The following is a 19580-nucleotide window of genomic DNA, read 5'->3' as shown; positions in this document are numbered from 1 at the left end:
TTTCACCACTGGGGTGTCTACTGTCAGGGTTGACAGTCGAACACGGACTTTTCAGGGCGTAGTTGGGGGTGGTCACAGTAGATGTTGAAGCACGCGAGGGAGGAAAACTCATGAGCTTCGGAAAAGATATAGGAGAGATCTTAACGTCCGGGCAGATACAGAGATAAACGCGCATAAAAAAACGCCTCCTGTCAGGGAGGCGTTTTTCTTGACGACGGCGTTATCAGAACGCCTTGAACGCCGGCGCTTCTTCTTTCAGCGGTTCATTCTTTGCAGTCTGCTCGTTCCAGCCACCGCCGAGGGCCTTGTACAGGTTGACCTCGCTGGTCAACTGCGCGAGGCGGTCGGTGATCAGCGATTGTTGCGCGCTGAACAGTTGGCGCTGTGCATCGAGGAACGTCAGGTTGCTGTCCACACCGATGCGGTAGCGACGCTCAGCCAGGCGGTAGTAATCCTGGTTGGCCTCGACGAAACCGCGTTGGGCTTCCAATTGCTGCTTGTAGGTCGCCCGCGCGGCGAGGCCGTCGGAGACTTCCTGGAAGCCGGTCTGAATCGCCTTCTCGTAGTTCGCCACGTTGATCTCTTTCTGGATCTTCGAGTAGTCCAGGCTGGCGCGCAGGCTGCCGGCGTTGAAGATCGGGATGTTGATCTGCGGCGCGAACGACCAGGTGCCCGAGCCGCCTTTGAACAAGCCGCCCAGGTTCGGGCTGGCGGTGCCGGCGCTGGCGGTCAGGCTGATGCTTGGGAAGAACGCCGCACGGGCTGCGCCGATATTGGCGTTGGCGGCCTTGAGGTTGTACTCGGCCTGCACAATGTCGGGGCGACGTTGCAGCAGGTCCGACGGCAAGCCGGCCGGCACTTCGCTGAGCAGGTCATCCGACAGCGGCTGGCTGGCCAGATTGGCCGGCAGGCCGGTGCCCAGCAGCAGGGTCAGGTTGTTTTCGTCCTGGGCCACCTGGCGAGTGTAGCGGGCCAGGGACACCCGGGCGTTTTCCACCGAGGTGCGCGCCTGGCTGAGGTCCAGGGCCGAGGCCACGCCGACTTCGTTACTACGCGAAGTCAGCTTGTAGCTCTGCTCGAACGCGGCGAGGGTGTCTTGGGTCAGCTTGAGCAGTTCCTTATCGGCCTGCCAGGTCAGATAGGCGTTTGCCACACTGGCCACCAGACTGATCTGAGTGCTGCGCCGCGCTTCTTCGGTGGCGAAGTACTTTTGCAGGGCTTCTTCACTCAGGCTGCGCACGCGACCGAACAGGTCCAGCTCGTAGGAGCTGATCCCGAGTCCGACCGAGTACTGGCTGGCGATCCTCGATTCGCCGGTCTGCGACAGGCGAGCCGGGGTGCGCGAGCGCTCACCGCTGCCCGTGGCCGAAACGGCCGGGAACAGGTCGGCGCGCTGGATGTTGTACTGCGCAGCGTAGGCATCGATGTTCAGGGCCGCGACACGCAGGTCGCGGTTGTTCACCAGTGCGGTCTGGATCAGCTGTTGCAGGGTAGGGTCATGGAAAAACTGCTTCCAGCCTTGCTCGGCGGCAGCCTGACCCGGCGCCTGGGCCGACGAATACGCCGGCCCCTGCGGGTACTGCGCTGCTACCGGCGCGTCGGGGCGCTGGTAGTCAGGGATCAGCGAGCAGCCACTGAGCACGAAGGCTGTGACGGCTAGGGAAAGTAGCGACTTGCTCATTGGCCAGCCTCGTTAGAAGTTTGCTTGGTTTCGGGTTCTTTGCGGTTGCCGATGGCCGACACGGTAGCGAAGAACAGCGGCACCCAGAAGATCGCCAGGACAGTGGCGGTGATCATGCCGCCAATGACGCCGGTACCGATGGCGTGCTGGCTGCCTGAACCGGCGCCCGAGGAGATCGCCAGGGGCAGTACGCCGAGGATGAACGCCATGGAGGTCATGATGATCGGCCGCAGACGCATGCGAGACGCTTCGATAGCCGACTCGACGATGCCTTTACCCTGTTCGTGAAGCTCTTTGGCGAACTCCACGATAAGGATGGCGTTTTTCGCCGCCAGACCCACCGTGACCAACAGGCCCACCTGGAAGAACACGTCGTTGGACAGCCCGCGCATGCTGGTGGCGATCAACGCACCCACCACGCCCAGGGGCACTACCAACACCACCGCAATCGGGATCGACCAGCTCTCGTACAGTGCCGCAAGGCACAGGAACACCACCAGCAGCGACAGCGCATACAACGCCGGAGCCTGGGACCCGGACAAGCGCTCTTCATACGACAGACCCGTCCAGGCATAGCCCACGCCCGCCGGCAGTTGCTTGGCGATGCGTTCCACTTCGGCCATCGCTTCACCAGTGCTGTAACCCGGTGCCGGAGTGCCGAGGATTTCCATCGCGGCCACGCCGTTGTAACGCGAGAGCTTCGGCGAACCGTAGATCCACTTGCCGGTGGCGATGGCCGACAACGGCACCATCTTCCCTGAGTCGCTGCGCACGTACCACTTGTTCAGGTCTTCTGGAGACATGCGGCTGGCGGCTTCACCTTGCACGTACACTTTCTTCACGCGACCACGGTCGATGAAGTCGTTGACGTAGCTGCCACCCAGGGCAATCGCCAGGGTCTGGTTGATGTTGGCCAGGGAGATGCCCTGGGCGCTGGCCTTCTCGTCGTCAACGGTGAGTTCGTATTGCGGCTCATCGTTCACGCCGTTGGGGCGCACACCGGCCAGGATCTTGCTCTGTGCCGCCATACCCAGGAACTGGTTGCGCGCGGCCATCAACTTCTCATGACCGACACCGCCCTGGTCTTGCAGGAACACGTCGAAACCGGTGGCGTTACCCAATTCCAGTACCGAAGGCGGCACGATGGCGAACACCATGGCGTCCTGGAACGTCTGCATGAAGTAACCCTGGGCGCGCTTGGCGATCTCGAACACCGAGGTGGACGCATCACGCTCGTCCCACGGCTTGAGCATCACGAACGCCAGGCCGGAGCTTTGGCCACGACCGGCGAAGTTGAAGCCGTTCACGGTAAACACCGATTTAACGCCTTTGCCTTCGCCCGGCTCACCTTCTTTATCGTTGAGCAGGAAGATCCGCATGTCGTCGATGACTTTCTGCGTACGTTCAGCGGTGGAACCGACCGGTGTCTGCACCTGGGCAAAGATCACGCCCTGGTCTTCGTCTGGCAGAAACGCCGCCGGGATGCGCATGAACAGCCAGATCATGCCGGCGAAGATCAGCAGGTACACCAGGAACGCCGGGATCTTGTGCTTGATCATGTTGCCCACGCCGCGCTCGTAGCTCACTACGCTACGGTCGAAGGTGCGGTTGAACCAGCCGAAGAAACCACGCTTGGGTTGGCCATGCTTCTCGGGATCGATCGGCTTGAGCATGGTGGCGCACAGCGCCGGGGTGAAGATCAGGGCAACCAGTACCGACAGCGCCATGGCCGAAACGATGGTGATGGAGAACTGTTTGTAGATCACCCCGGTGGAACCACCGAAGAACGCCATCGGCAACAGTACCGCCGACAGTACCAGGGCAATACCTACCAGGGCGCCCTGGATCTGGGTCATGGATTTGACCGTCGCTTCTTTAGGCGACAGGTGTTCCTCGGCCATCACCCGCTCGACGTTTTCTACCACCACGATGGCGTCGTCCACCAGCAGGCCGATGGCCAGGATCATGCCGAACATGGTCAGGGTGTTGATGGTGAAACCGAACGCCGCCAGGATGCCGAACGTACCCAGCAATACCACCGGTACGGTCATGGTGGTGATGATGGTGGCGCGGAAGTTTTGCAGGAACAGGAACATCACCAGGAACACCAGCACGATCGCTTCGACCAGGGTGTGCACTACACCGGAGATCGATTCGGTCACTACTGGGGTGGTGTCATACGGCACCACCGCTTTCATGCCAGGCGGGAAGAACGGTTCCAGGGACGCCACGGTGGCGCGGATAGCCTTGGCGGTATCCAGGGCGTTGGCGCCGGATGCCAGTTTGATCGCCATACCGGAGGCCGGCTTGCCGTTGAACTGCGCGCTGATGCTGTAGGTCTGGCCACCCAGCTCGATGCGCGCGACGTCCTTGAGGCGAACTTGGGAGCCGTCGGTGTTGACCTTCATCAGGATGTTGCCGAACTGCTCGGCGGTTTGCAGGCGTGTCTTACCGATGATGGTGGCGTTCAGCTGGGTGCCGGGCAGGGCAGGCAAGCCGCCCAATTGGCCGGTGGCCACCTGTACGTTCTGTGCGGCGATGGCGGTGCTGACGTCGACCGGGGTCAACTGGTAGTTGTTCAGCTTGGCCGGGTCGAGCCAGATACGCATGGCGTACTGGGAACCGAACACCTGGAAGTCACCCACGCCGGCTGTCCGCGAGATCGGGTCCTGGATGTTGGACACGATGTAGTTGGACAGGTCGTCCTTGGTCATGCTGCCGTCTTCGGACACCAGACCGATCACCATCAGGAAGTTCTTCACCGACTTGGTCACGCGGATACCCTGTTGCTGCACTTCTTGCGGCAGCAGCGGGGTGGCCAGGTTCAGCTTGTTCTGCACCTGCACCTGGGCGATGTCGGGGTTGGTACCCTGGTTGAACGTTACGGTGATGGTCATGCTGCCGTCGGAGTTACTGTCCGAGGACACATACCGCAGGTTGTCGATACCGTTGAGCTGTTGCTCGATCACCTGCACCACGGTGTCCTGCACGGTTTGTGCGGACGCGCCTGGGTAGGTCACCTGGATATCGATGGCGGTCGGCGCGATGGCCGGGTATTGGTTGATGGGCAACTTCAGGATCGAGAGTGCCCCGACCAGCATGATCACCAGGGCAATCACCCAGGCGAAAATGGGACGGTCGATAAAAAATTTCGACATGGGTTACTCCCCTTTGCCAGCAGCGGCAGCAGGAGCAGCGGTACCGGCGGGCTTGGCGTTGTCCGCGTCCTTGACCTTGACCTCGGCGCCCGGCTTGACGTACTGCAAGCCTTCGGTGATCACACGGTCACCGGCGTTCAAGCCTTTTTCCACCAGCCAGTAGGCGCCGGCGGTACGGTTGGCCACCAGCTCGCGTTGCTCGACCTTGTTGTCCGCGTTGACGATCAACGCCGTAGGAGTGCCTTTGAGATCGCGGGTCACGCCTTGCTGCGGGGCCAGGATCGCCTTGCTGTTCACACCGGCTTGCAGTTGGGCGTGCACGAACATGCCCGGCAACAGGGTGTGATCGGGGTTGGGGAACACGGCGCGCAGGGTCACGGAACCGGTGGTCTGATCGACCGACACTTCGGAAAATTCCAGTTTGCCGTCGTGCTTATAGTCGCTACCGTCTTCCAGGGTCAGCTTGACCTTGGCGGCATTGGCCCCGGCTTTCTCCAGTTGGCCGCTTTCCAGGTCGCGGCGCAGTTTCAGCATTTCGGCTGAAGACTGAGTCACGTCGACGTAGATCGGGTCCAGTTGTTGGATCACGGCCATGGCATCGGCCTGGCCATTGCTGACCAGTGCGCCTTCGGTCACCGAAGAACGGCCGATACGCCCGGAGATCGGCGCGAACACTTTGGTGTAGCGCACGTTGATCTGGGCGGTTTGAACGTTTGCTTCGGCGGTCATGCGATTGGCGACGGCAGTGTCGTATTCCTGACGGCTCACGGCCTGCTCATCCACCAACTGCTTGTAGCGGTCGCTGATGGATTTGGTCTGGCTCAGGCTGGCCTGGGCGCTTTTCAGGGTGGCTTCATAGACCGACGGGTCGATCTGATAAAGCTGCTGGCCTTCCTTCACGTCCGCGCCTTCCTTGAACAGGCGCTTGAGAATGATGCCATTGACCTGCGGGCGAACTTCCGCGATGCGGAAGGCCGTGGTGCGGCCTGGCAGTTCGGACGTCAAGGTAAAGGCTTGCGGTTGCAGAGTGACGACGCCGACCAGAGGGGTTTGAGCGGGCGGAGCCGCTTCTTCCTTTTTACATCCGCTGAGCAGCGATGCCAGGGCGACGGCAGTGACCAGAGCGGTAACAGCTGGCTTAAGTTGCATGAAGATCCTCGGGTCAGGCGCGCAGGGTGCGCACAAGAAGTGTGGAAGGGTAAAAAACAAGCCGCGAGTAGATAAGTAGCTTGCTACGCAATATACTTACGTTCATGGTTGTTTGTAAACTCTTGACAGGCTTTGCGGATTGTTGACAAAGCAATGTCCAAAGCCTCGATTTTAGTACGTTCGGTGCCCATGACGGCGTCGTCCCACAATTATTCAGATGATCGTTAACATCTATTAACACTGCGTTAACGATAGTCCCACGTGTTCTGATTGAGGTTTTACTGCCATGGTTCGTCGCACCAAAGAGGAAGCTCAGGAAACGCGCAGCCAGATTCTCGATGCCGCCGAGCAAGCCTTTTACGAGCGCGGCGTTGCGCGCACCACGCTGGCAGACATCGCCACGTTGGCCGGCGTGACGCGCGGCGCTATCTATTGGCATTTCAGCAATAAGTCCGACTTGCTCCAGGCCCTGCTCGATACGCTGCACGAGCCACTGGACGAGTTGGCGCGGGCCAGTGAAAGCGAGGATGAACTCGACCCGCTGGGCTGCATGCGCAAGCTGCTGATTCGTTTGTTCCATCAAGTGGCCCTGGATCCGAAAACCCGACGCATCAATGAGATCTTGTTTCATAAGTGCGAATTCACCGACGAAATGTGCGACATGCGTCGTCAGCGTCAAACCCACAGCCTGGAATGCAACCTGCGTATCGGCCTGACGCTGCGTAACGCGGTCCATCGCGGGCAGCTACCGGAAAACCTCGACACCACGCGGGGAGCCGTGTGCCTCCATGCGTACATCAACGGGCTGATCGGCCAATGGTTGCTGGTACCCGACAGCTTTCAATTGCAGCAGGAAGCCGAACGCTGGGTAGAGGCCGGGCTGGACATGCTGCGCTTGAGCCCCAGCCTGCGCAATTGAGACAAAATGCGTAATTGCGTCCAGTTGTGTCAACAGTAAAGCCTAAGGACGGTCAATCGTCCTTCTGACTTATTCGTGGGGTGACTTTATATACGGGCTGGCCGGCGCTTGATAGGTAGCCGCCTAAGTATTTTGTAGGGGTTTTGTTGCAATGCTGTGAAGGAATGTTACCTGGGCAAAGTGAGAGGGGGCGTGCCCCCGATAGCGAGTGATGGGCAGCTTATAGCCGACCCACCGCTATCGGGGACAAGCCCCCTCCCACATTTGGTTTGTGTTTTAGGCGATTACAGCGGCAGGGTCGGATAGTCGATATAACCGACCGGGCCTTTGCCGTAGAAGGTTTCCGGATGGGCTTCGTTCAGCGGCGCATCGGCCTCCAGGCGAGCCGGAAGATCCGGGTTGGCAATGAAAGGCACGCCGAACGCCACCGCATCCGCTTTACCCTCGGCCAGCCACGCATTGGCGCTGTCCTTGGTGAAGCGTTCATTGGCGATGTACGCGCCGCCGAAGGCTTTTTTCAGTTGCGGGCCAAGGCTGTCGGCGCCTTCTTTTTCACGGGAGCAGATAAACGCGATGCCGCGCTTGCCCAGCTCAGTGGCCACGTAGGTAAAGGTTTCCGCCAGATTGGCATCGCCCATGTCGTGCGCGTCGGCGCGGGGTGCCAGGTGTACGCCCACGCGGCCGGCGCCCCAGACTCCAATGGCCGCGTCGGTCACTTCCAGCAGCAGGCGTGCACGGTTTTCCAGGGAGCCGCCGTACTGGTCGGTGCGCTGGTTGGTGCTGCTCTGCAGGAATTGGTCGAGCAGGTAGCCGTTGGCGCCGTGGATTTCCACACCGTCGAAACCGGCGGCCTTGGCGTTCTCGGCGCCGGTACGGTAGGCGTCGACGATGTCGGCGATTTCAGCGGTTTCCAGGGCGCGCGGAGTCGGGTAGTCGGCCAGCGGACGCACCAGGCTGACGTGGCCCTTGGGTTGGATCGCACTCGGGGCCACTGGGGTTTCGCCGTTCAGGTACGACGGGTGGGAGATGCGCCCCACATGCCACAGTTGCAGGAAAATCTTGCCGCCGGCGCCGTGTACGGCCTTGGTCACGTTGGCCCAGCCACGCACCTGGTCGTTGGACCAGATACCGGGGGTGTCCGGATAGCCCACGCCCATCGGTGTGACGGAAGTGGCTTCGCTGAGGATCAGCCCGGCAGACGCTCGCTGCACGTAGTACTCGGCCATCAGCGCGTTGGGTACGCGACCGGCGTCGGCGCGGCAGCGGGTCAGCGGGGCCATGATGATGCGGTTCGACAGCTCCACGTCACCCAGTTTGATCGGATCGAAAATAGTCGTCATCGCACAATACCTTCTCTAGTTACTTGGATCAGTTGGTCGCAGGGGCCAGGTCGGCATCGCCGCTCTGACGGAACGTTATCAAGGTCACCAGCAGGGCAAGGATCGCCAGGGCAGCGGCCGCCAGCGGCACACTGGTCAGGCCGAAACCATGAGCGATCACGCTGCCACCGACCCAGGCACCGAGGGCGTTGCCGATGTTGAACGCGCCGATGTTCAAGGTGGACACCAGGTTCGGAGCGGCCTTGCCGAAGGTCACCACGTTGATCTGCAGCGCCGGCACGGCGGCGAACGCGGCGGTTGCCCACAGGAACAGGGTGATTTCGGTGGGGATCACGGCGACGCTGGTCCAGCTCAGCGCGGTGGACACCACCGCCATGCTGATAAATACGCCAATCAGCGTGGCCGCCAGACGTTTATCCGCCAGTTTGCCGCCGATGATGTTGCCCACGGTCAGGCCCAGGCCGATCAGCAGCAGGGTCCAGGTCACGCCTTTGGGCGACACTCCGGTGACATCGCCCAACAGCGGCGCCACATAGGTGAAGAGGGTGAACATGGACGCAGCGAACAGCGCCGTCATGCTCAGCGACAGCCAGATACCAGCACCCTTGAGGGCGGCCAGTTCGGCGCGCATGTCGAGCTTTTCTTCATCGCGCTTGGCCGGCAAGAAGCGGATCAGCCCGATCAGCGCCACCACACCGATCACCGTCACGGCCCAGAAGGTCGAGCGCCAGCCGGCTTGCTGGCCCAGTGCGGTGCCCAGGGGCACGCCGAGGACATTGGCCAGGGTCAAACCGGTGAACATCAGGGCTACGGCCGAGGCCCGCTTGTTGGCCGGCACCAGGTTGGCCGCCACCACCGAACCAATGCCGAAGAACGCGCCGTGGCACAGTGCGGTGACCACGCGGGCAAACATCAGCACGTTGTAGTCGCTGGCCAGTGCGCAGAGCAGGTTGCCGATAATGAAGATCCCCATCAACGCGACCAGAGCTGCCTTGCGTGGCAGTTTGGCCGTGGCCAGTGCCATAAATGGCGCGCCAATGGCCACGCCCAGGGCGTAACCGGTGACCAGCCAACCGGCGCCAGGGATCGATACACCGAGGTCCGCCGCCACATCGGGCAGCAAACCCATGATGACGAACTCGGTGGTGCCGATGGCGAAGGCGCTCAAGGCCAGGATGAGGAGCGAGAGGGGCATTTGCGGATCCTTTTTACAGCGGTTCAGCGCTGAGTTCAGTGATAAGCGCCGTGAGGAAGGCTTGGATCGCTTCCTCATTGCGTTTGAAAAAGTGCCACTGCCCGGCCTTCTGGCTGCTGATCAGACCCGCCCGTTGCAAGGTGGCCAGGTGCGCCGACACGGTCGACTGGGACAAGCCGCAGCGCTGGTCGATCTGCCCGGCACAGATGCCGTATTCGTGGTTGTGCAATTGCTCGGGGAATTGCACTTTTGGGTCTTTGAGCCAGTTGAGGATGTCTCGCCGTACTGGGTGCGCCAGGGCTTTTATTATTTCGTCGAGGTCGATGGACATGGCAGTGTGCTCGGTGTCGTAAAGCGTTATATCGCGATGAGGCGAACTTTAAATCGGTATATCCCGATATGCCAATACGATTTAGCTCTGAGATCATCTCAAATCGGTATATCGGGTTATAACGATACGTTGGCGGCAGTGCTAAACTGCGCGCCATGAATTATCTCGCACATCTGCACCTGGGCGGCCAACTTCCTGCGCAACTGCTGGGCAGCCTGTATGGCGACTTCGTCAAAGGGCGTCTGCAGGGCCAGTTCAGCCCATCCATCGAAGCGGCGATCCAGGTGCATCGCTCGATCGACCGTTTCACCGACAGCCATCCGTTGGTGGGGCAGGCGTTGTCGCGCTTCAGCCTGACCCGTCGGCGCTATGCGGGGATTGTTTTGGACGTGTTCTTCGATCACTGCCTGGCGCGGGATTGGACCTTGTATGCCGACCAGCCGCTGGAGCACTTCACCTCGCAGGTATACCGCGTATTGGCTGCCGAACCGCAGTTGCCCGGGCGGTTGGCGCAGATTGCGCCGTTTATGGCAGCCGATGATTGGTTGGGCTCGTACCGCGACTTTGCGGTGATGGAGCAGGTGTTGCGTGGGATTTCGCGGCGGCTGACGCAGCCTGAGGAGTTGGGGCAGGCGATGCAGGAGTTGCGACTTTTATATGAACCGTTGAGTGAAGACTTCCGGCGCTTCTACCCTGAATTGCAGGTGTTCGCACAGTCTCAACTGACAACATCAAACTAAATGTGAAGGGGGCTTGCCCCCTCCCACATTTGTCTCAAGCTGCGAACGCTGGTCGCGCCGCTACTTGTTCTACCTCCGGCACCGGCCCAAACAACACCTTCTGCACCGCCTGCTGCGCCTGGTAAGCCAGCGCCGCGCGTTCCTGCCCGGCGCACGCAATCGGTGTGAGCACATGAATTTCCACATCGCCCTGGTCATTGGCGAACAACCGCATCAGGTGCGAGAGCAAGTCGTCATCGCCGATAAACGGCGCCAGGGGATCGACCTGTCCGTCACGCAGGTAACGGATCGCCACCGGTTGCAGCGACACGTCCGCATCGATGGCGCTGGCCAGCAGGCGCCCGTGGAAGGTGCGCAGGCTGCGACCGTCGGTGGTGGTGCCTTCGGGGAACATCAGCAGCGGGTGCTGTTGTTCCAGGTGGCGGGTCATTTGTTTGCGGATCAGTTGGCTGTCGCCCGAACCCCGGCGGATAAACAGGCTACCAGCCTTGGCCGCCAGCCAGCCGGCCACCGGCCAGGTGCGCACTTCGGCCTTGGACAGGAACGACATCGGCGCCACGGCGCCCAGCAGCGGAATGTCGGTCCAGGACACGTGGTTGCTCACCCACAGCATCGGCTGCGTCGGCAACTCACCGTGTACCGTCACGCGAAAGGGTAGGGCGTTGGTCAGCCGCGCCATGAAAAACCGCGACCAGCGTTGGCGCCGCACCATCGAGTTGGCGATGCCCAGCCGCTCGAACACACCGAACACGCTGGCCATGCTCAAGCCCAGCGCCACCACCAGCAACACCCGGGCGATGCGCCCGTACACGCGCAGGCGGCTCATCACATGGCCGCCTTGAAATGGCGCGCATAGCGTGGGCACAACTCGTCGCGCTTGAGCAGGATAAATACGTCGGCCACTTGGAAATCCTCATCCCAGCACGGCTCGCCGCAGATCTTCGCCCCCAGGCGCATATAGGCCTTGAGCAGCGGCGGCATTTCGGCGATCACGTTGGACGGCAGATCCAGGGCCGGCAGCGGTTTTTTCGGCTCGGCGCGCAGGTGCTCGTTGCACAGATAGCGTTCGCGCAGACGCTGCATGATCGCGTGTGCCTGGATGCCGCCGTCGTGCATGGGAATGCTCGCGCAACCCATCAAATAGCTGTAGCCGCCCTGGTTGAGCACTTCGGCCAACTCCCCCCACAACACGGCGATGGTGCCGCCGTTGCGATAGGCCGGGTCGACGCAGGTGCGGCCAATCTCCAGGATCGGGCCTTTGAGATGGAGCAAGCCATGCAGGCTGAATTCTTCTTCACTGTAGAACCGCCCCAGCGTGCTGGCGGCCTGGTGGTCGAGCAAGCGTGTGGTGGCTACCAGACGACCGGTGCTCAAGTCCCGCACGCCGATATGGCTGCAGTGCACATCATAATCATCCATGTCCAGGCCATGTTCCGCGCCTTTCAGCTTGGCATTGAACTCGCCGCTGAATACGTTGAACCGCAGGGCCTGGGCTTCCTGCAAAGCCTGGGCGCCGATCAGGCGTTCGGCTTGCAGACGGCGTTCATTGCCGGTGTCGCTGATGCGGGCGATCTGAGTCATGGCGAGTCTCCGAGTGCCGGCCACGTTTCGGCCGGTCGACTTTGTTGTCCAAACTCAGGCTATGGAGGCCCGGTGTCATCTCCATGAAGTTATGGTGACGCTTGGATGACAGGCACTGTGTCGTCAATCTGTCATCCAGCGGGGCTAGGCTCGCGGGTTTGAATGCCCCGTTGAGTCCGTGTCTATGGTCAAAGGTCTGTTGTGCGCCGTGCTGCTGTTAATCACTATTAACGGCCATGCTGAGACCTGGCCTGACCAAGAATGGGCCAAGGGCACGCCGCTCACCGGCCCCGCGCTCGAAGCCCTGGACGCCTATGCCTTTGCACCGCGCGACGACGCCACCCGCCAAGGCATTCGCACCGATGCCTTACTGGTGATCCGCGACGGTAAAGTTATTTACGAACGCTACGCCGCGCCCACCAGCGCCAGCACGCCGCACCTGACTTGGTCGGTGAGCAAGAGCCTGATGGCCTGCGTGCTGGGCGTGGCTTATGGCGACAATCGCTTCAAATTGAGCGACCCGGTGGCGCGTTTCTACCCGCCGATGAAGCAGCACCCGACGGTGACCATGGCCGACCTGCTGCACTGGGCCTCGGGCCTGGACTGGCAGGAAGACTACGAATTCGCCCCGCTAAAATCCTCCGTCGTGGCGATGCTCTACACCCGCGGGCGCGCGGATATGGCCGAGTTCGCCGCGAACAGCGACACCTTCAGCGCACCGGGGCGGGCGTTTCGGTATTCCAGTGGCGACAGCAATCTTTTATCCGCTGCTCTTAAAGGCATGCTTGGCCACAAGGCGTACATGAGCTACCCGTGGGATGCGCTGTTCACACCGCTGGGTATTCGCAATGCCACCTGGGAAACCGACGCCGACGAAACCTTTGTTGCCTCCTCCTATGCCTACCTCACCGCGCGCGATCTTGCGCGGGTCGGCCTACTGATGGCGCGGGATGGGCGTTGGAAGGACCAGCAACTGCTGCCCAGGGACTGGGTGGCCTTCAATCGCCAGGCGTTCGATAACTACAAATCCGGCCAGGACGAAGCCACGCCCGGCGGCCATTGGTGGCTTAATCAAGGCACGCCAAGGCCCTGGCCCGATGCCCCCGCCGACACCTTCGCCGCCCTCGGCCACTGGGGCCAGGCGCTGTATGTGATGCCCGAGCAGCGCCTGGTGATCGTGCGCTACGGCGACGACCGCGACGGCAGCTACCGCCACAACGAACTGCTCAAACGCGTACTTGCGGCGGTGCAACCATGATCCGTCGTCGTCCGTTCACCAGCCTGTTTCTGCTGCTGTTGCTCGCGCTGTTGGGGTGGGTTTGGCACGAGCGCGTCAACCTGCAAGCCTTCCCCGATATCATCGCGGCGTACACCGCCAAGGAATATTGCTCCTGCCGCTATGTCGCGAATAACCCGGCGGCGTATTGCCTGGGGTACGTAAAACAGTACGTGCCGACCAGCGCGTTCACCGATAACCCGCTGCGTAGCGAAGTAACGGCCAGTGGCTTGGGGCGCACCCATACGGCGCGTTGGTTGGGGGAGCGCCAAGGCTGTCGCCTGAACCCCTGACACAAGATCCCCTTTGGGAGCGGGCTTGCCCGCCAAAGCTGTCTGTCAGTAAAGATGTGCCAACAGGCTCACCGCATTTTCGCGAGCAAGCCCACTCCCACATTTGGATTTGCGCCGTTCGTGACATTGCGCTTAAGGTTCGTGCAGGTTTTTCGCCCCGCGAGTCCTTAATGTTCGACGTTTCGTTTATCAAACCCCTGGCTTTTGTCCTGCTGGCCGCTGTTGCCGTGCCCGCCCACGCCGACTGGTACCTGGACAACGAGTCCTCGCGCCTGTCTTTCGTCACCACCAAAAACACCGAGATTGCCGAGGTCCAGCGCTTCCTGGTCTTGCACGGCAAGGTCGACGACAAGGGCGCGGCGCAGGTGCAGGTGGAGCTGGAGTCGGTCAACAGTGGCATTCCGCTGCGCGATGAACGCATGCGCAATCAGTTGTTCGAGATCAAGACCTTCCCCGAAGCGCTGATCAGCGCACAGATCAACCTGCAACCCATCAATGATCTGGCCCCGGGCGCGCAACTGGAGTTGCGCCTGCCCCTGAGTGTGACCTTGCATGGCAAGACCCAGACCTACAGCGCCGAGCTGCTGGCTACGCGCCTGGATGACCGACGCTTCCAGGTGGTGACCCTGGAACCGGTGGTGCTGCACGCCGAGGATTTCGACCTGGCGCCCGGGGTGGCCGCGCTGCGCAAGGCGGCCGGGCTCAAGTCCATCAGTTTGTCGGTGCCGGTGGGTGCGGTGCTGATCTTCACGGCGCGCTGACATGGGCGGCGCGGTGTTCCCATGGCGCAGCGCCAACCGTTTCGAGTTGTTGATCGACGGCCCGCAGTTTTTTCCGCAGATGCTGGTGGGCATTGCCCGCGCCGAACAGCAGGTGGATCTGGAGTTGTACCTGGTAGAGGCCGGCGCGTGCGCCGAGGCAATGGTGCACGCATTGGTGCTTGCCGCCGAGCGCGGTGTGCGCGTGCGGTGTCTGTTCGATGACTACGGCAGCCTGGCGTTTACCCTGTCGCTGCGCAAGCGCTTGACCGACGCGGGCGTGGAGCTGCGTTTTTACAATCGCCTGAGCTGGCGTCGCTGGATGCGCAACCTGTACCGCGACCACCGCAAGCTGTTGCTGATCGACCAGCATGTGGCGGTGGTGGGTGGCACGGGCGTGACGGACGAGTTCTGGACACCGGGCCACGACACGGCCGAGTGGCATGAAGTGATGGTGCAGATCAGCGGCCCGCTGGTATTGGATTGGCAGGCATTGTTCGACCGCCAATGGCACGCCAACGCGGCGCGCCGCGCGTGGAAACCGGCGACCCATTTTGGCTTGCCGCGTCTGCCCAAAGTGCCCGCCAGCGGGCCGGGGCTTGGCCGCGTCGCGTACGCCGACGCCCGCCAGCACCGCGATATTCTGCAATCGTTGATCCGCGCGCTGAACAACAGCCACCAGCGCATCTGGCTGGCCACTCCCTATTTCCTGCCGACCTGGGGCGTGCGGCGTGCCTTGCGCCGAGCGGCGGGGCGCGGCGTGGACGTGCGTTTGCTGCTCACCGGGCCGCGCACCGATCACCCGTCCGTGCGCTACGCCGGGCACCGGTATTACCCGCGTTTGCTGCGTTCAGGCGTACAGATCTTTGAATACCAGCCGTGCTTCCTGCACCTGAAGATGGTGCTGGTGGACGACTGGGTAAGTATCGGCTCGTGCAACTTCGACCACTGGAACCTGCGCTTCAACTTGGAAGCCAATCTGGAAGCACTGGACCCCGAGCTGACCCAGGCGGTGGTGGCGAGTTTTGAGCGGGACTTTGCCCAGAGCCAGGCGGTGAGCCTGGAGGCGTGGAAGGCACGGCCATTGTGGCGGCGGGTCAAGCAGCGTGTCTGGGGGTGGATAGATCGGTTGGTGGTGAACTTGCTGGACCGGCGAGGCTAGCAAGAACACTGAGATCAAATGTGGGAGGGGGCAAGCTCCTCCCACATTTTTTGACCGGGTCAGGCTTAGAGCAGTTCGAAGCTCTGTTGCTGTACATCCTGAGAGTCCAGGCCGATCTGCACATTGAACTCGCCCGGTTCAGCGGCGTACTTGAGCTGTGTGTTGTAGAACTTCAAGTCGTCTTCGGTGATGGTGAAGTGCAGCGTGCGCTCTTCACCGGCCTTGAGCATGACTTTCTGGAAGTTCTTCAACTCCTTGATCGGGCGGATCATCGAGCCGGCCACGTCCTGGATATACAGCTGCACCACGGTTTCGCCGTCGACCTTGCCGGTGTTTTTCACGGTGACGCTGGCGTCGAGCTTGCCGGTCTTGTTCAGGGTGGTGGACGACAGGGCCATGTCCGACAGGCTGAACGTGGTGTAGCTCAGGCCATAACCAAACGGAAACAGCGGCCCGGTGGTGTCATCGAAGTACTGCGAGGTGTAGTTGCCCGGTTTGCCCGGTGTGAAGGGGCGGCCGATGGTCAGGTGGTTGTAGTAGGTCGGAATCTGCCCCACCGAACGTGGGAAAGTGATCGGCAGTTTGCCCGACGGGTTGTAGTCGCCGAACAGCACATCCGCAATTGCATTACCGCCTTCGGTGCCGGCGAACCAGGTTTCCAGAATCGCATCGGCCTGTTGGTTCTCTTCCAGGATCGACAGCGGGCGGCCGTTCATCAGCACCAGGACCAGCGGTTTGCCGGTGGCCTTGAGCGCCTTGATCAGGTCGCGCTGGCTTTGCGGGATGTTCAGGTCGGTGCGGCTCGACGACTCGTGGGACATGCCACGGGACTCGCCCACTGCGGCGACGATCACGTCGGCCTGCTTGGCCGCTTGGACCGCCTCGTCGATCATGGCCTGGGGCGAGCGCTTGTCATCCACCACTTCCGGCGCATCGAAGTTAAGGAAATTGAGGTAATCGACTACGGCTTTGTCGTTGGTGATGTTGGCGCCGCGGGCGTAGATCACTTTGCCTTTTTCACCGATCACGGCGTTGATGCCGTCCTGCAGAGTCACCGATTGCGCCGGGCGGCCGGCGGCGGCCCAACTGCCCATCATGTCGATAGGCGCCTTGGCCAGTGGGCCGACCAGGGCGATGGTGGCGGATTTCTTCAGGGGCAGGGTGTCGTTGTGGTTCTTCAACAGCACCAGGCTGCGCCGGGCGATGTCGCGCGCTTCGGCGCGGTGCAGGCGGCTGTCGGCATAGGTGTCGACCGGGTCGTCCTCGGCCTTGCCGATGCGCAGGTACGGGTCCTTGAACAGGCCCATGTCGTACTTGGCGCCGAGCACTTCGCGCACGGCGTTGTCGATGTCGCTCTGTTCGATCTCGCCGGACTTGAGCAGCCCCGGCAGTTCCTTGCCGTACAGCGAGTCGTTCATGCTCATGTCGATGCCGGCCTTGATCGCCAGCTTCGCGGCTTCACGCCCGTCCTTGGCTACGCCGTGCTTGATCAGCTCGAAGATCGCGCCGTGGTCGCTGACGGTCAGGCCCTTGAAGCCCCAGTCCTTGCGTAGCAGGTCGTTCATCAGCCAGGTGTTGGCGGTGGCGGGCACGCCGTTGATCGAGTTGAGCGCCACCATCACACCGCCGGAACCGGCCTTGATCGCCGCGTGGTAGGGCGGCAGGTAATCCTGGTACATCTTGACCGGGCTCATGTCGACCACGTTGTAGTCGCGACCGCCTTCCACCGCGCCGTACAAGGCGAAGTGCTTGACGCTGGCCATAAGGCTGTCGGCATTGGCCGGGCTGGTGCCCTGGAACGCCTTGACCATCACTTCGGCGATGCGCGAGACCAGGTAAGTGTCTTCGCCGAAGCCTTCGGAGGTGCGGCCCCAGCGCGGGTCGCGGGAGATGTCGACCATCGGCGCGAAGGTAATGTCGAGGCTGTCGGCCGCGGCTTCCTGGGCGGCGATGCGCCCGGAGCGGCCGATGGCATCCATGTCCCAGCTGGAGGCCAGGGCCAGGCTGATTGGGAAAATGGTGCGGTGGCCGTGGATCACGTCGTAGGCGAAGAACATCGGGATCTTCAGGCGGCTGCGCATGGCCGCGTCCTGCATCGGACGGTTTTCCGGGCGGGTGATGGAGTTGAACGTGCCGCCGATGCGGCCGGCGGCGATTTCCTTGCGGATCAGCTCGCGGGGCATTTCGGGACCGATGCTGATCAGGCGCAACTGGCCGATCTTCTCATCCAGGGTCATCTGCTTGAGCAGGTCGCTGACGAAAGCGTCCTTGTCCTTAAGCGCAGCAGGCTTTGTTTCTGCCCATACGGGGTGACTGGCCAGAGTGGCAACAAGGCCGAGCAAACACAGCTTTTTCATGAATATCCTTTTTCGGCTCACTGCACAGCGCTTGCGCTGATCGGCCAAAATGTGGGGAGCGTCTATTGTTGTTCGGGCGTTGTTCAGATAAATGCAGCACACTCTGAACTCTTATTCGCGCTGGGCATCTTTGTAGCTGATTGGCTCGATGCGTACCAGTGGTGGCGGATTATGCCCCAAGCGCGCGGTTTATAGGGCAGGTCATCCAATTCCATCCAGTTTGGGCAGGAGATACACCATGCAAGCAGCACAGGTTAACCGCTGGGGCCTCAAGGCCGCGGCTCTGCTATTGATCAGCACGGTGCTGAGCGGTTGCGGCATCAACAACATTCCCACCCTGGACGAGCAGGCCAAAGCAGCCTGGGGCCAAGTGCAGAACCAGTACCAACGTCGTGCCGACCTGATCCCCAACCTGGTGGAAGTGGTCAAGGGCTATGCCGCCCATGAGCAGGACACCCTGACCGCCGTGATCGAAGCGCGGGCCAAGGCCACGTCGATCCAGGTCGATGCCAGCACCCTGGACAACCCGGAAAAACTCAAGCAGTTCCAGCAGGCCCAGGACGGTTTGAGCGGCGCCCTCAATCGCTTGATGGTGGTCTCCGAACGCTACCCGGATCTGAAAGCCAACCAGAACTTCCTGGCCCTGCAATCTCAACTGGAAGGCACCGAAAACCGCATCGCCGTGGCGCGCCGCGACTTTATCCAGGCCGTGCAGGCGTACAACACTGAGATCCGCACCTTCCCGGGCCGCCTGTGGCACAGCGTGATGTACAGCGATTTGCCGATCCGCGCCACGTTCGAAGCCACCAGTGCCGATGCCGATAAAGCGCCGCAAGTGAAGTTCAAATAAGGCTGCACTGAGGTGTCGATGCGTTTATTAAGGATAGGCCTGGCGCTGTGGCTGTTGGCCTGCGTGGGCGTGGCCCAGGCGGCGTTGACCTTCCCGGCGCTGACCGGGCGGGTGGTGGATAACGCCCAAATGATCGACCCGGCGGTGCGCGCGCAGTTGACCCAGCAGTTGCAGGCGCTGGAGCAGAAGAGCGGCGATCAGATCGTGGTGGTCACCGTACCTGACCTGCAAGGCGTGCCGATCGAGGACTTCGGTTATCAATTGGGGCGCCAGTGGGGCATCGGCCAGAAGGGAAAGGACAACGGCGCGCTGTTGATCGTCGCCCGCGATGAGCGCAAGTTGCGCATCGAAGTCGGTTACGGCCTGGAAGGTGTACTGACCGATGCGCAGTCCTGGGTGATCATCAACCAAGTGATCGCGCCCAAGTTCAAGGCCGGCCAGTACAGCCAGGGCATCAGCGACGGTGTGGCTGCGATGATCCAAGTGGTCGGCGGTGAACCGCTGGCGGTGCCGGCCCATGTGGCGGATGGCAACTTTGCCAAGGATAATCCGCGGCTCTCCATTGGCCTGTTCGTGTTGCTGATCGGCGTGTTGTGGCTGTGCAATCGCTTGGGCCTGCCGGTGGGCGCGATCCTGTTGGCGATCCTCAGCAGCAGCGGACGCGGCGGTGGCGGCGGCGGAGGGGGCGGTGGTTTCCGAGGCGGCGGCGGTGGCTTCGGCGGCGGCGGGGCCTCGGGCGGATGGTAATGACAATAACGAGAAAAGAGCATCTACAACCATGGCACTACTG

Annotated in this window: 17 protein-coding genes; 8 read left to right on the top strand and 9 right to left on the bottom strand. The window is 61.7% G+C overall.

Annotated features, from left to right (window positions below):
- Positions 1-223: 223 nt before the first annotated feature.
- The 3 genes from adeC to YA0848_RS04600 are packed head-to-tail and all read right to left on the bottom strand — an operon-like array spanning position 224 to position 5988.
- Positions 224-1681 (bottom strand): AdeC/AdeK/OprM family multidrug efflux complex outer membrane factor, encoded by a 1458-nt coding sequence (gene adeC / locus YA0848_RS04610; RefSeq protein WP_034096326.1) that lies wholly within the window; start codon positions 1679-1681, stop codon positions 224-226.
- Entirely contained in the window at positions 1678-4839 is a 3162-nt protein-coding gene (locus tag YA0848_RS04605) for an efflux RND transporter permease subunit (RefSeq protein WP_034112334.1), read from the bottom strand. The genes adeC and YA0848_RS04605 overlap by 4 nt, the downstream gene beginning before the upstream one ends.
- 3 nt (positions 4840-4842) lie before the next feature.
- Positions 4843-5988, bottom strand: a complete 1146-nt coding sequence (locus YA0848_RS04600; protein WP_034096328.1) for an efflux RND transporter periplasmic adaptor subunit — start codon at positions 5986-5988, stop codon at positions 4843-4845.
- 286 nt (positions 5989-6274) lie between these two features.
- Here YA0848_RS04600 and YA0848_RS04595 point away from each other — a divergent pair, with 286 nt between their 5' ends.
- The gene (locus tag YA0848_RS04595) at positions 6275-6907 is read left to right on the top strand and encodes a TetR family transcriptional regulator (protein WP_034096329.1); all 633 of its coding nucleotides are present in this window, start codon (positions 6275-6277) and stop codon (positions 6905-6907) included.
- A 284-nt stretch (positions 6908-7191) separates the two neighbouring features.
- Here YA0848_RS04595 and YA0848_RS04590 read toward each other — a convergent pair whose 3' ends face one another.
- Genes YA0848_RS04590 through YA0848_RS04580 form a run of 3 tightly spaced genes read right to left on the bottom strand, consistent with a single transcriptional unit; the run spans position 7192 to position 9773 of the window.
- Positions 7192-8247, bottom strand: coding sequence for an alkene reductase (locus YA0848_RS04590; protein ID WP_169903314.1), 1056 nt, complete (start codon positions 8245-8247; stop codon positions 7192-7194).
- A 28-nt stretch (positions 8248-8275) separates the two neighbouring features.
- Entirely contained in the window at positions 8276-9442 is a 1167-nt protein-coding gene (locus YA0848_RS04585) for an MFS transporter (RefSeq protein WP_034096331.1), read from the bottom strand.
- A gap of 13 nt (positions 9443-9455) precedes the next feature.
- Positions 9456-9773 (bottom strand): ArsR/SmtB family transcription factor, encoded by a 318-nt coding sequence (locus YA0848_RS04580; RefSeq protein WP_034096332.1) that lies wholly within the window; start codon positions 9771-9773, stop codon positions 9456-9458.
- A 155-nt stretch (positions 9774-9928) separates the two neighbouring features.
- Between YA0848_RS04580 and YA0848_RS04575 the strand changes: the two genes are divergently transcribed.
- On the top strand, positions 9929-10513 hold the full coding sequence (locus tag YA0848_RS04575; protein ID WP_099312665.1) for an acyl carrier protein phosphodiesterase: 585 nt from the start codon (positions 9929-9931) through the stop codon (positions 10511-10513).
- A gap of 34 nt (positions 10514-10547) precedes the next feature.
- On the opposite strand, the gene YA0848_RS04570 is transcribed toward YA0848_RS04575, so the two are convergent.
- Together YA0848_RS04570 and olsB are read right to left on the bottom strand one after the other, a co-directional pair.
- Positions 10548-11339 carry a lysophospholipid acyltransferase family protein gene (locus YA0848_RS04570; RefSeq protein ID WP_034096334.1) on the bottom strand — a complete coding sequence of 264 codons (792 nt, stop codon included), beginning with the start codon at positions 11337-11339 and terminating at the stop codon, positions 10548-10550.
- The gene (olsB, locus tag YA0848_RS04565) at positions 11339-12094 is read right to left on the bottom strand and encodes an L-ornithine N(alpha)-acyltransferase (protein WP_034112338.1); all 756 of its coding nucleotides are present in this window, start codon (positions 12092-12094) and stop codon (positions 11339-11341) included. Before olsB ends, YA0848_RS04570 begins: the two co-directional genes overlap by 1 nt.
- 184 nt (positions 12095-12278) lie before the next feature.
- On the opposite strand from olsB, the gene YA0848_RS04560 reads away from it, so the two are divergent.
- From YA0848_RS04560 to YA0848_RS04545, 4 genes are all read left to right on the top strand, one after another.
- Positions 12279-13352 carry a serine hydrolase domain-containing protein gene (locus tag YA0848_RS04560; protein WP_040267540.1) on the top strand — a complete coding sequence of 358 codons (1074 nt, stop codon included), beginning with the start codon at positions 12279-12281 and terminating at the stop codon, positions 13350-13352.
- Positions 13349-13663, top strand: a complete 315-nt coding sequence (locus tag YA0848_RS04555; RefSeq protein WP_034096337.1) for a hypothetical protein — start codon at positions 13349-13351, stop codon at positions 13661-13663. The genes YA0848_RS04560 and YA0848_RS04555 overlap by 4 nt, the downstream gene beginning before the upstream one ends.
- A gap of 170 nt (positions 13664-13833) precedes the next feature.
- Positions 13834-14424 (top strand): YceI family protein, encoded by a 591-nt coding sequence (locus tag YA0848_RS04550; protein WP_034096338.1) that lies wholly within the window; start codon positions 13834-13836, stop codon positions 14422-14424.
- Position 14425: 1 nt separating this feature from the next.
- Positions 14426-15583, top strand: coding sequence for a phospholipase D-like domain-containing protein (locus YA0848_RS04545; protein ID WP_169903313.1), 1158 nt, complete (start codon positions 14426-14428; stop codon positions 15581-15583).
- Between the two features lie 65 nt (positions 15584-15648).
- On the opposite strand, the gene bglX is transcribed toward YA0848_RS04545, so the two are convergent.
- Entirely contained in the window at positions 15649-17940 is a 2292-nt protein-coding gene (gene bglX, locus YA0848_RS04540; protein ID WP_034096340.1) for a beta-glucosidase BglX, read from the bottom strand.
- Between the two features lie 238 nt (positions 17941-18178).
- Here bglX and YA0848_RS04535 point away from each other — a divergent pair, with 238 nt between their 5' ends.
- Both YA0848_RS04535 and YA0848_RS36365 read left to right on the top strand, forming a co-directional pair.
- Positions 18179-18790 carry a LemA family protein gene (locus tag YA0848_RS04535; RefSeq protein WP_034096341.1) on the top strand — a complete coding sequence of 204 codons (612 nt, stop codon included), beginning with the start codon at positions 18179-18181 and terminating at the stop codon, positions 18788-18790.
- Between the two features lie 18 nt (positions 18791-18808).
- Positions 18809-19537, top strand: coding sequence for a TPM domain-containing protein (locus tag YA0848_RS36365; RefSeq protein ID WP_034096342.1), 729 nt, complete (start codon positions 18809-18811; stop codon positions 19535-19537).
- Positions 19538-19580 lie beyond the last annotated feature (43 nt).

Source organism: Pseudomonas sp. S4_EA_1b, assembly GCF_016307435.1.
Classification (GTDB): domain Bacteria; phylum Pseudomonadota; class Gammaproteobacteria; order Pseudomonadales; family Pseudomonadaceae; genus Aquipseudomonas; species Aquipseudomonas rhodesiae.
This window is presented reverse-complemented; position numbering and strand designations above follow the sequence as displayed.

Coding starts and splice junctions, on each gene's coding strand:
- adeC (WP_034096326.1), bottom strand. CDS start 1,681: ATGAGCAAGTCGCTACTTTCCCTAGCCGTCACAGCCTTCGTGCTCAGT.
- YA0848_RS04605 (WP_034112334.1), bottom strand. CDS start 4,839: ATGTCGAAATTTTTTATCGACCGTCCCATTTTCGCCTGGGTGATTGCC.
- YA0848_RS04600 (WP_034096328.1), bottom strand. CDS start 5,988: ATGCAACTTAAGCCAGCTGTTACCGCTCTGGTCACTGCCGTCGCCCTG.
- YA0848_RS04595 (WP_034096329.1), top strand. CDS start 6,275: ATGGTTCGTCGCACCAAAGAGGAAGCTCAGGAAACGCGCAGCCAGATT.
- YA0848_RS04590 (WP_169903314.1), bottom strand. CDS start 8,247: ATGACGACTATTTTCGATCCGATCAAACTGGGTGACGTGGAGCTGTCG.
- YA0848_RS04585 (WP_034096331.1), bottom strand. CDS start 9,442: ATGCCCCTCTCGCTCCTCATCCTGGCCTTGAGCGCCTTCGCCATCGGC.
- YA0848_RS04580 (WP_034096332.1), bottom strand. CDS start 9,773: ATGTCCATCGACCTCGACGAAATAATAAAAGCCCTGGCGCACCCAGTA.
- YA0848_RS04575 (WP_099312665.1), top strand. CDS start 9,929: ATGAATTATCTCGCACATCTGCACCTGGGCGGCCAACTTCCTGCGCAA.
- YA0848_RS04570 (WP_034096334.1), bottom strand. CDS start 11,339: ATGAGCCGCCTGCGCGTGTACGGGCGCATCGCCCGGGTGTTGCTGGTG.
- olsB (WP_034112338.1), bottom strand. CDS start 12,094: ATGACTCAGATCGCCCGCATCAGCGACACCGGCAATGAACGCCGTCTG.
- YA0848_RS04560 (WP_040267540.1), top strand. CDS start 12,279: ATGGTCAAAGGTCTGTTGTGCGCCGTGCTGCTGTTAATCACTATTAAC.
- YA0848_RS04555 (WP_034096337.1), top strand. CDS start 13,349: ATGATCCGTCGTCGTCCGTTCACCAGCCTGTTTCTGCTGCTGTTGCTC.
- YA0848_RS04550 (WP_034096338.1), top strand. CDS start 13,834: ATGTTCGACGTTTCGTTTATCAAACCCCTGGCTTTTGTCCTGCTGGCC.
- YA0848_RS04545 (WP_169903313.1), top strand. CDS start 14,426: ATGGGCGGCGCGGTGTTCCCATGGCGCAGCGCCAACCGTTTCGAGTTG.
- bglX (WP_034096340.1), bottom strand. CDS start 17,940: ATGAAAAAGCTGTGTTTGCTCGGCCTTGTTGCCACTCTGGCCAGTCAC.
- YA0848_RS04535 (WP_034096341.1), top strand. CDS start 18,179: ATGCAAGCAGCACAGGTTAACCGCTGGGGCCTCAAGGCCGCGGCTCTG.
- YA0848_RS36365 (WP_034096342.1), top strand. CDS start 18,809: ATGCGTTTATTAAGGATAGGCCTGGCGCTGTGGCTGTTGGCCTGCGTG.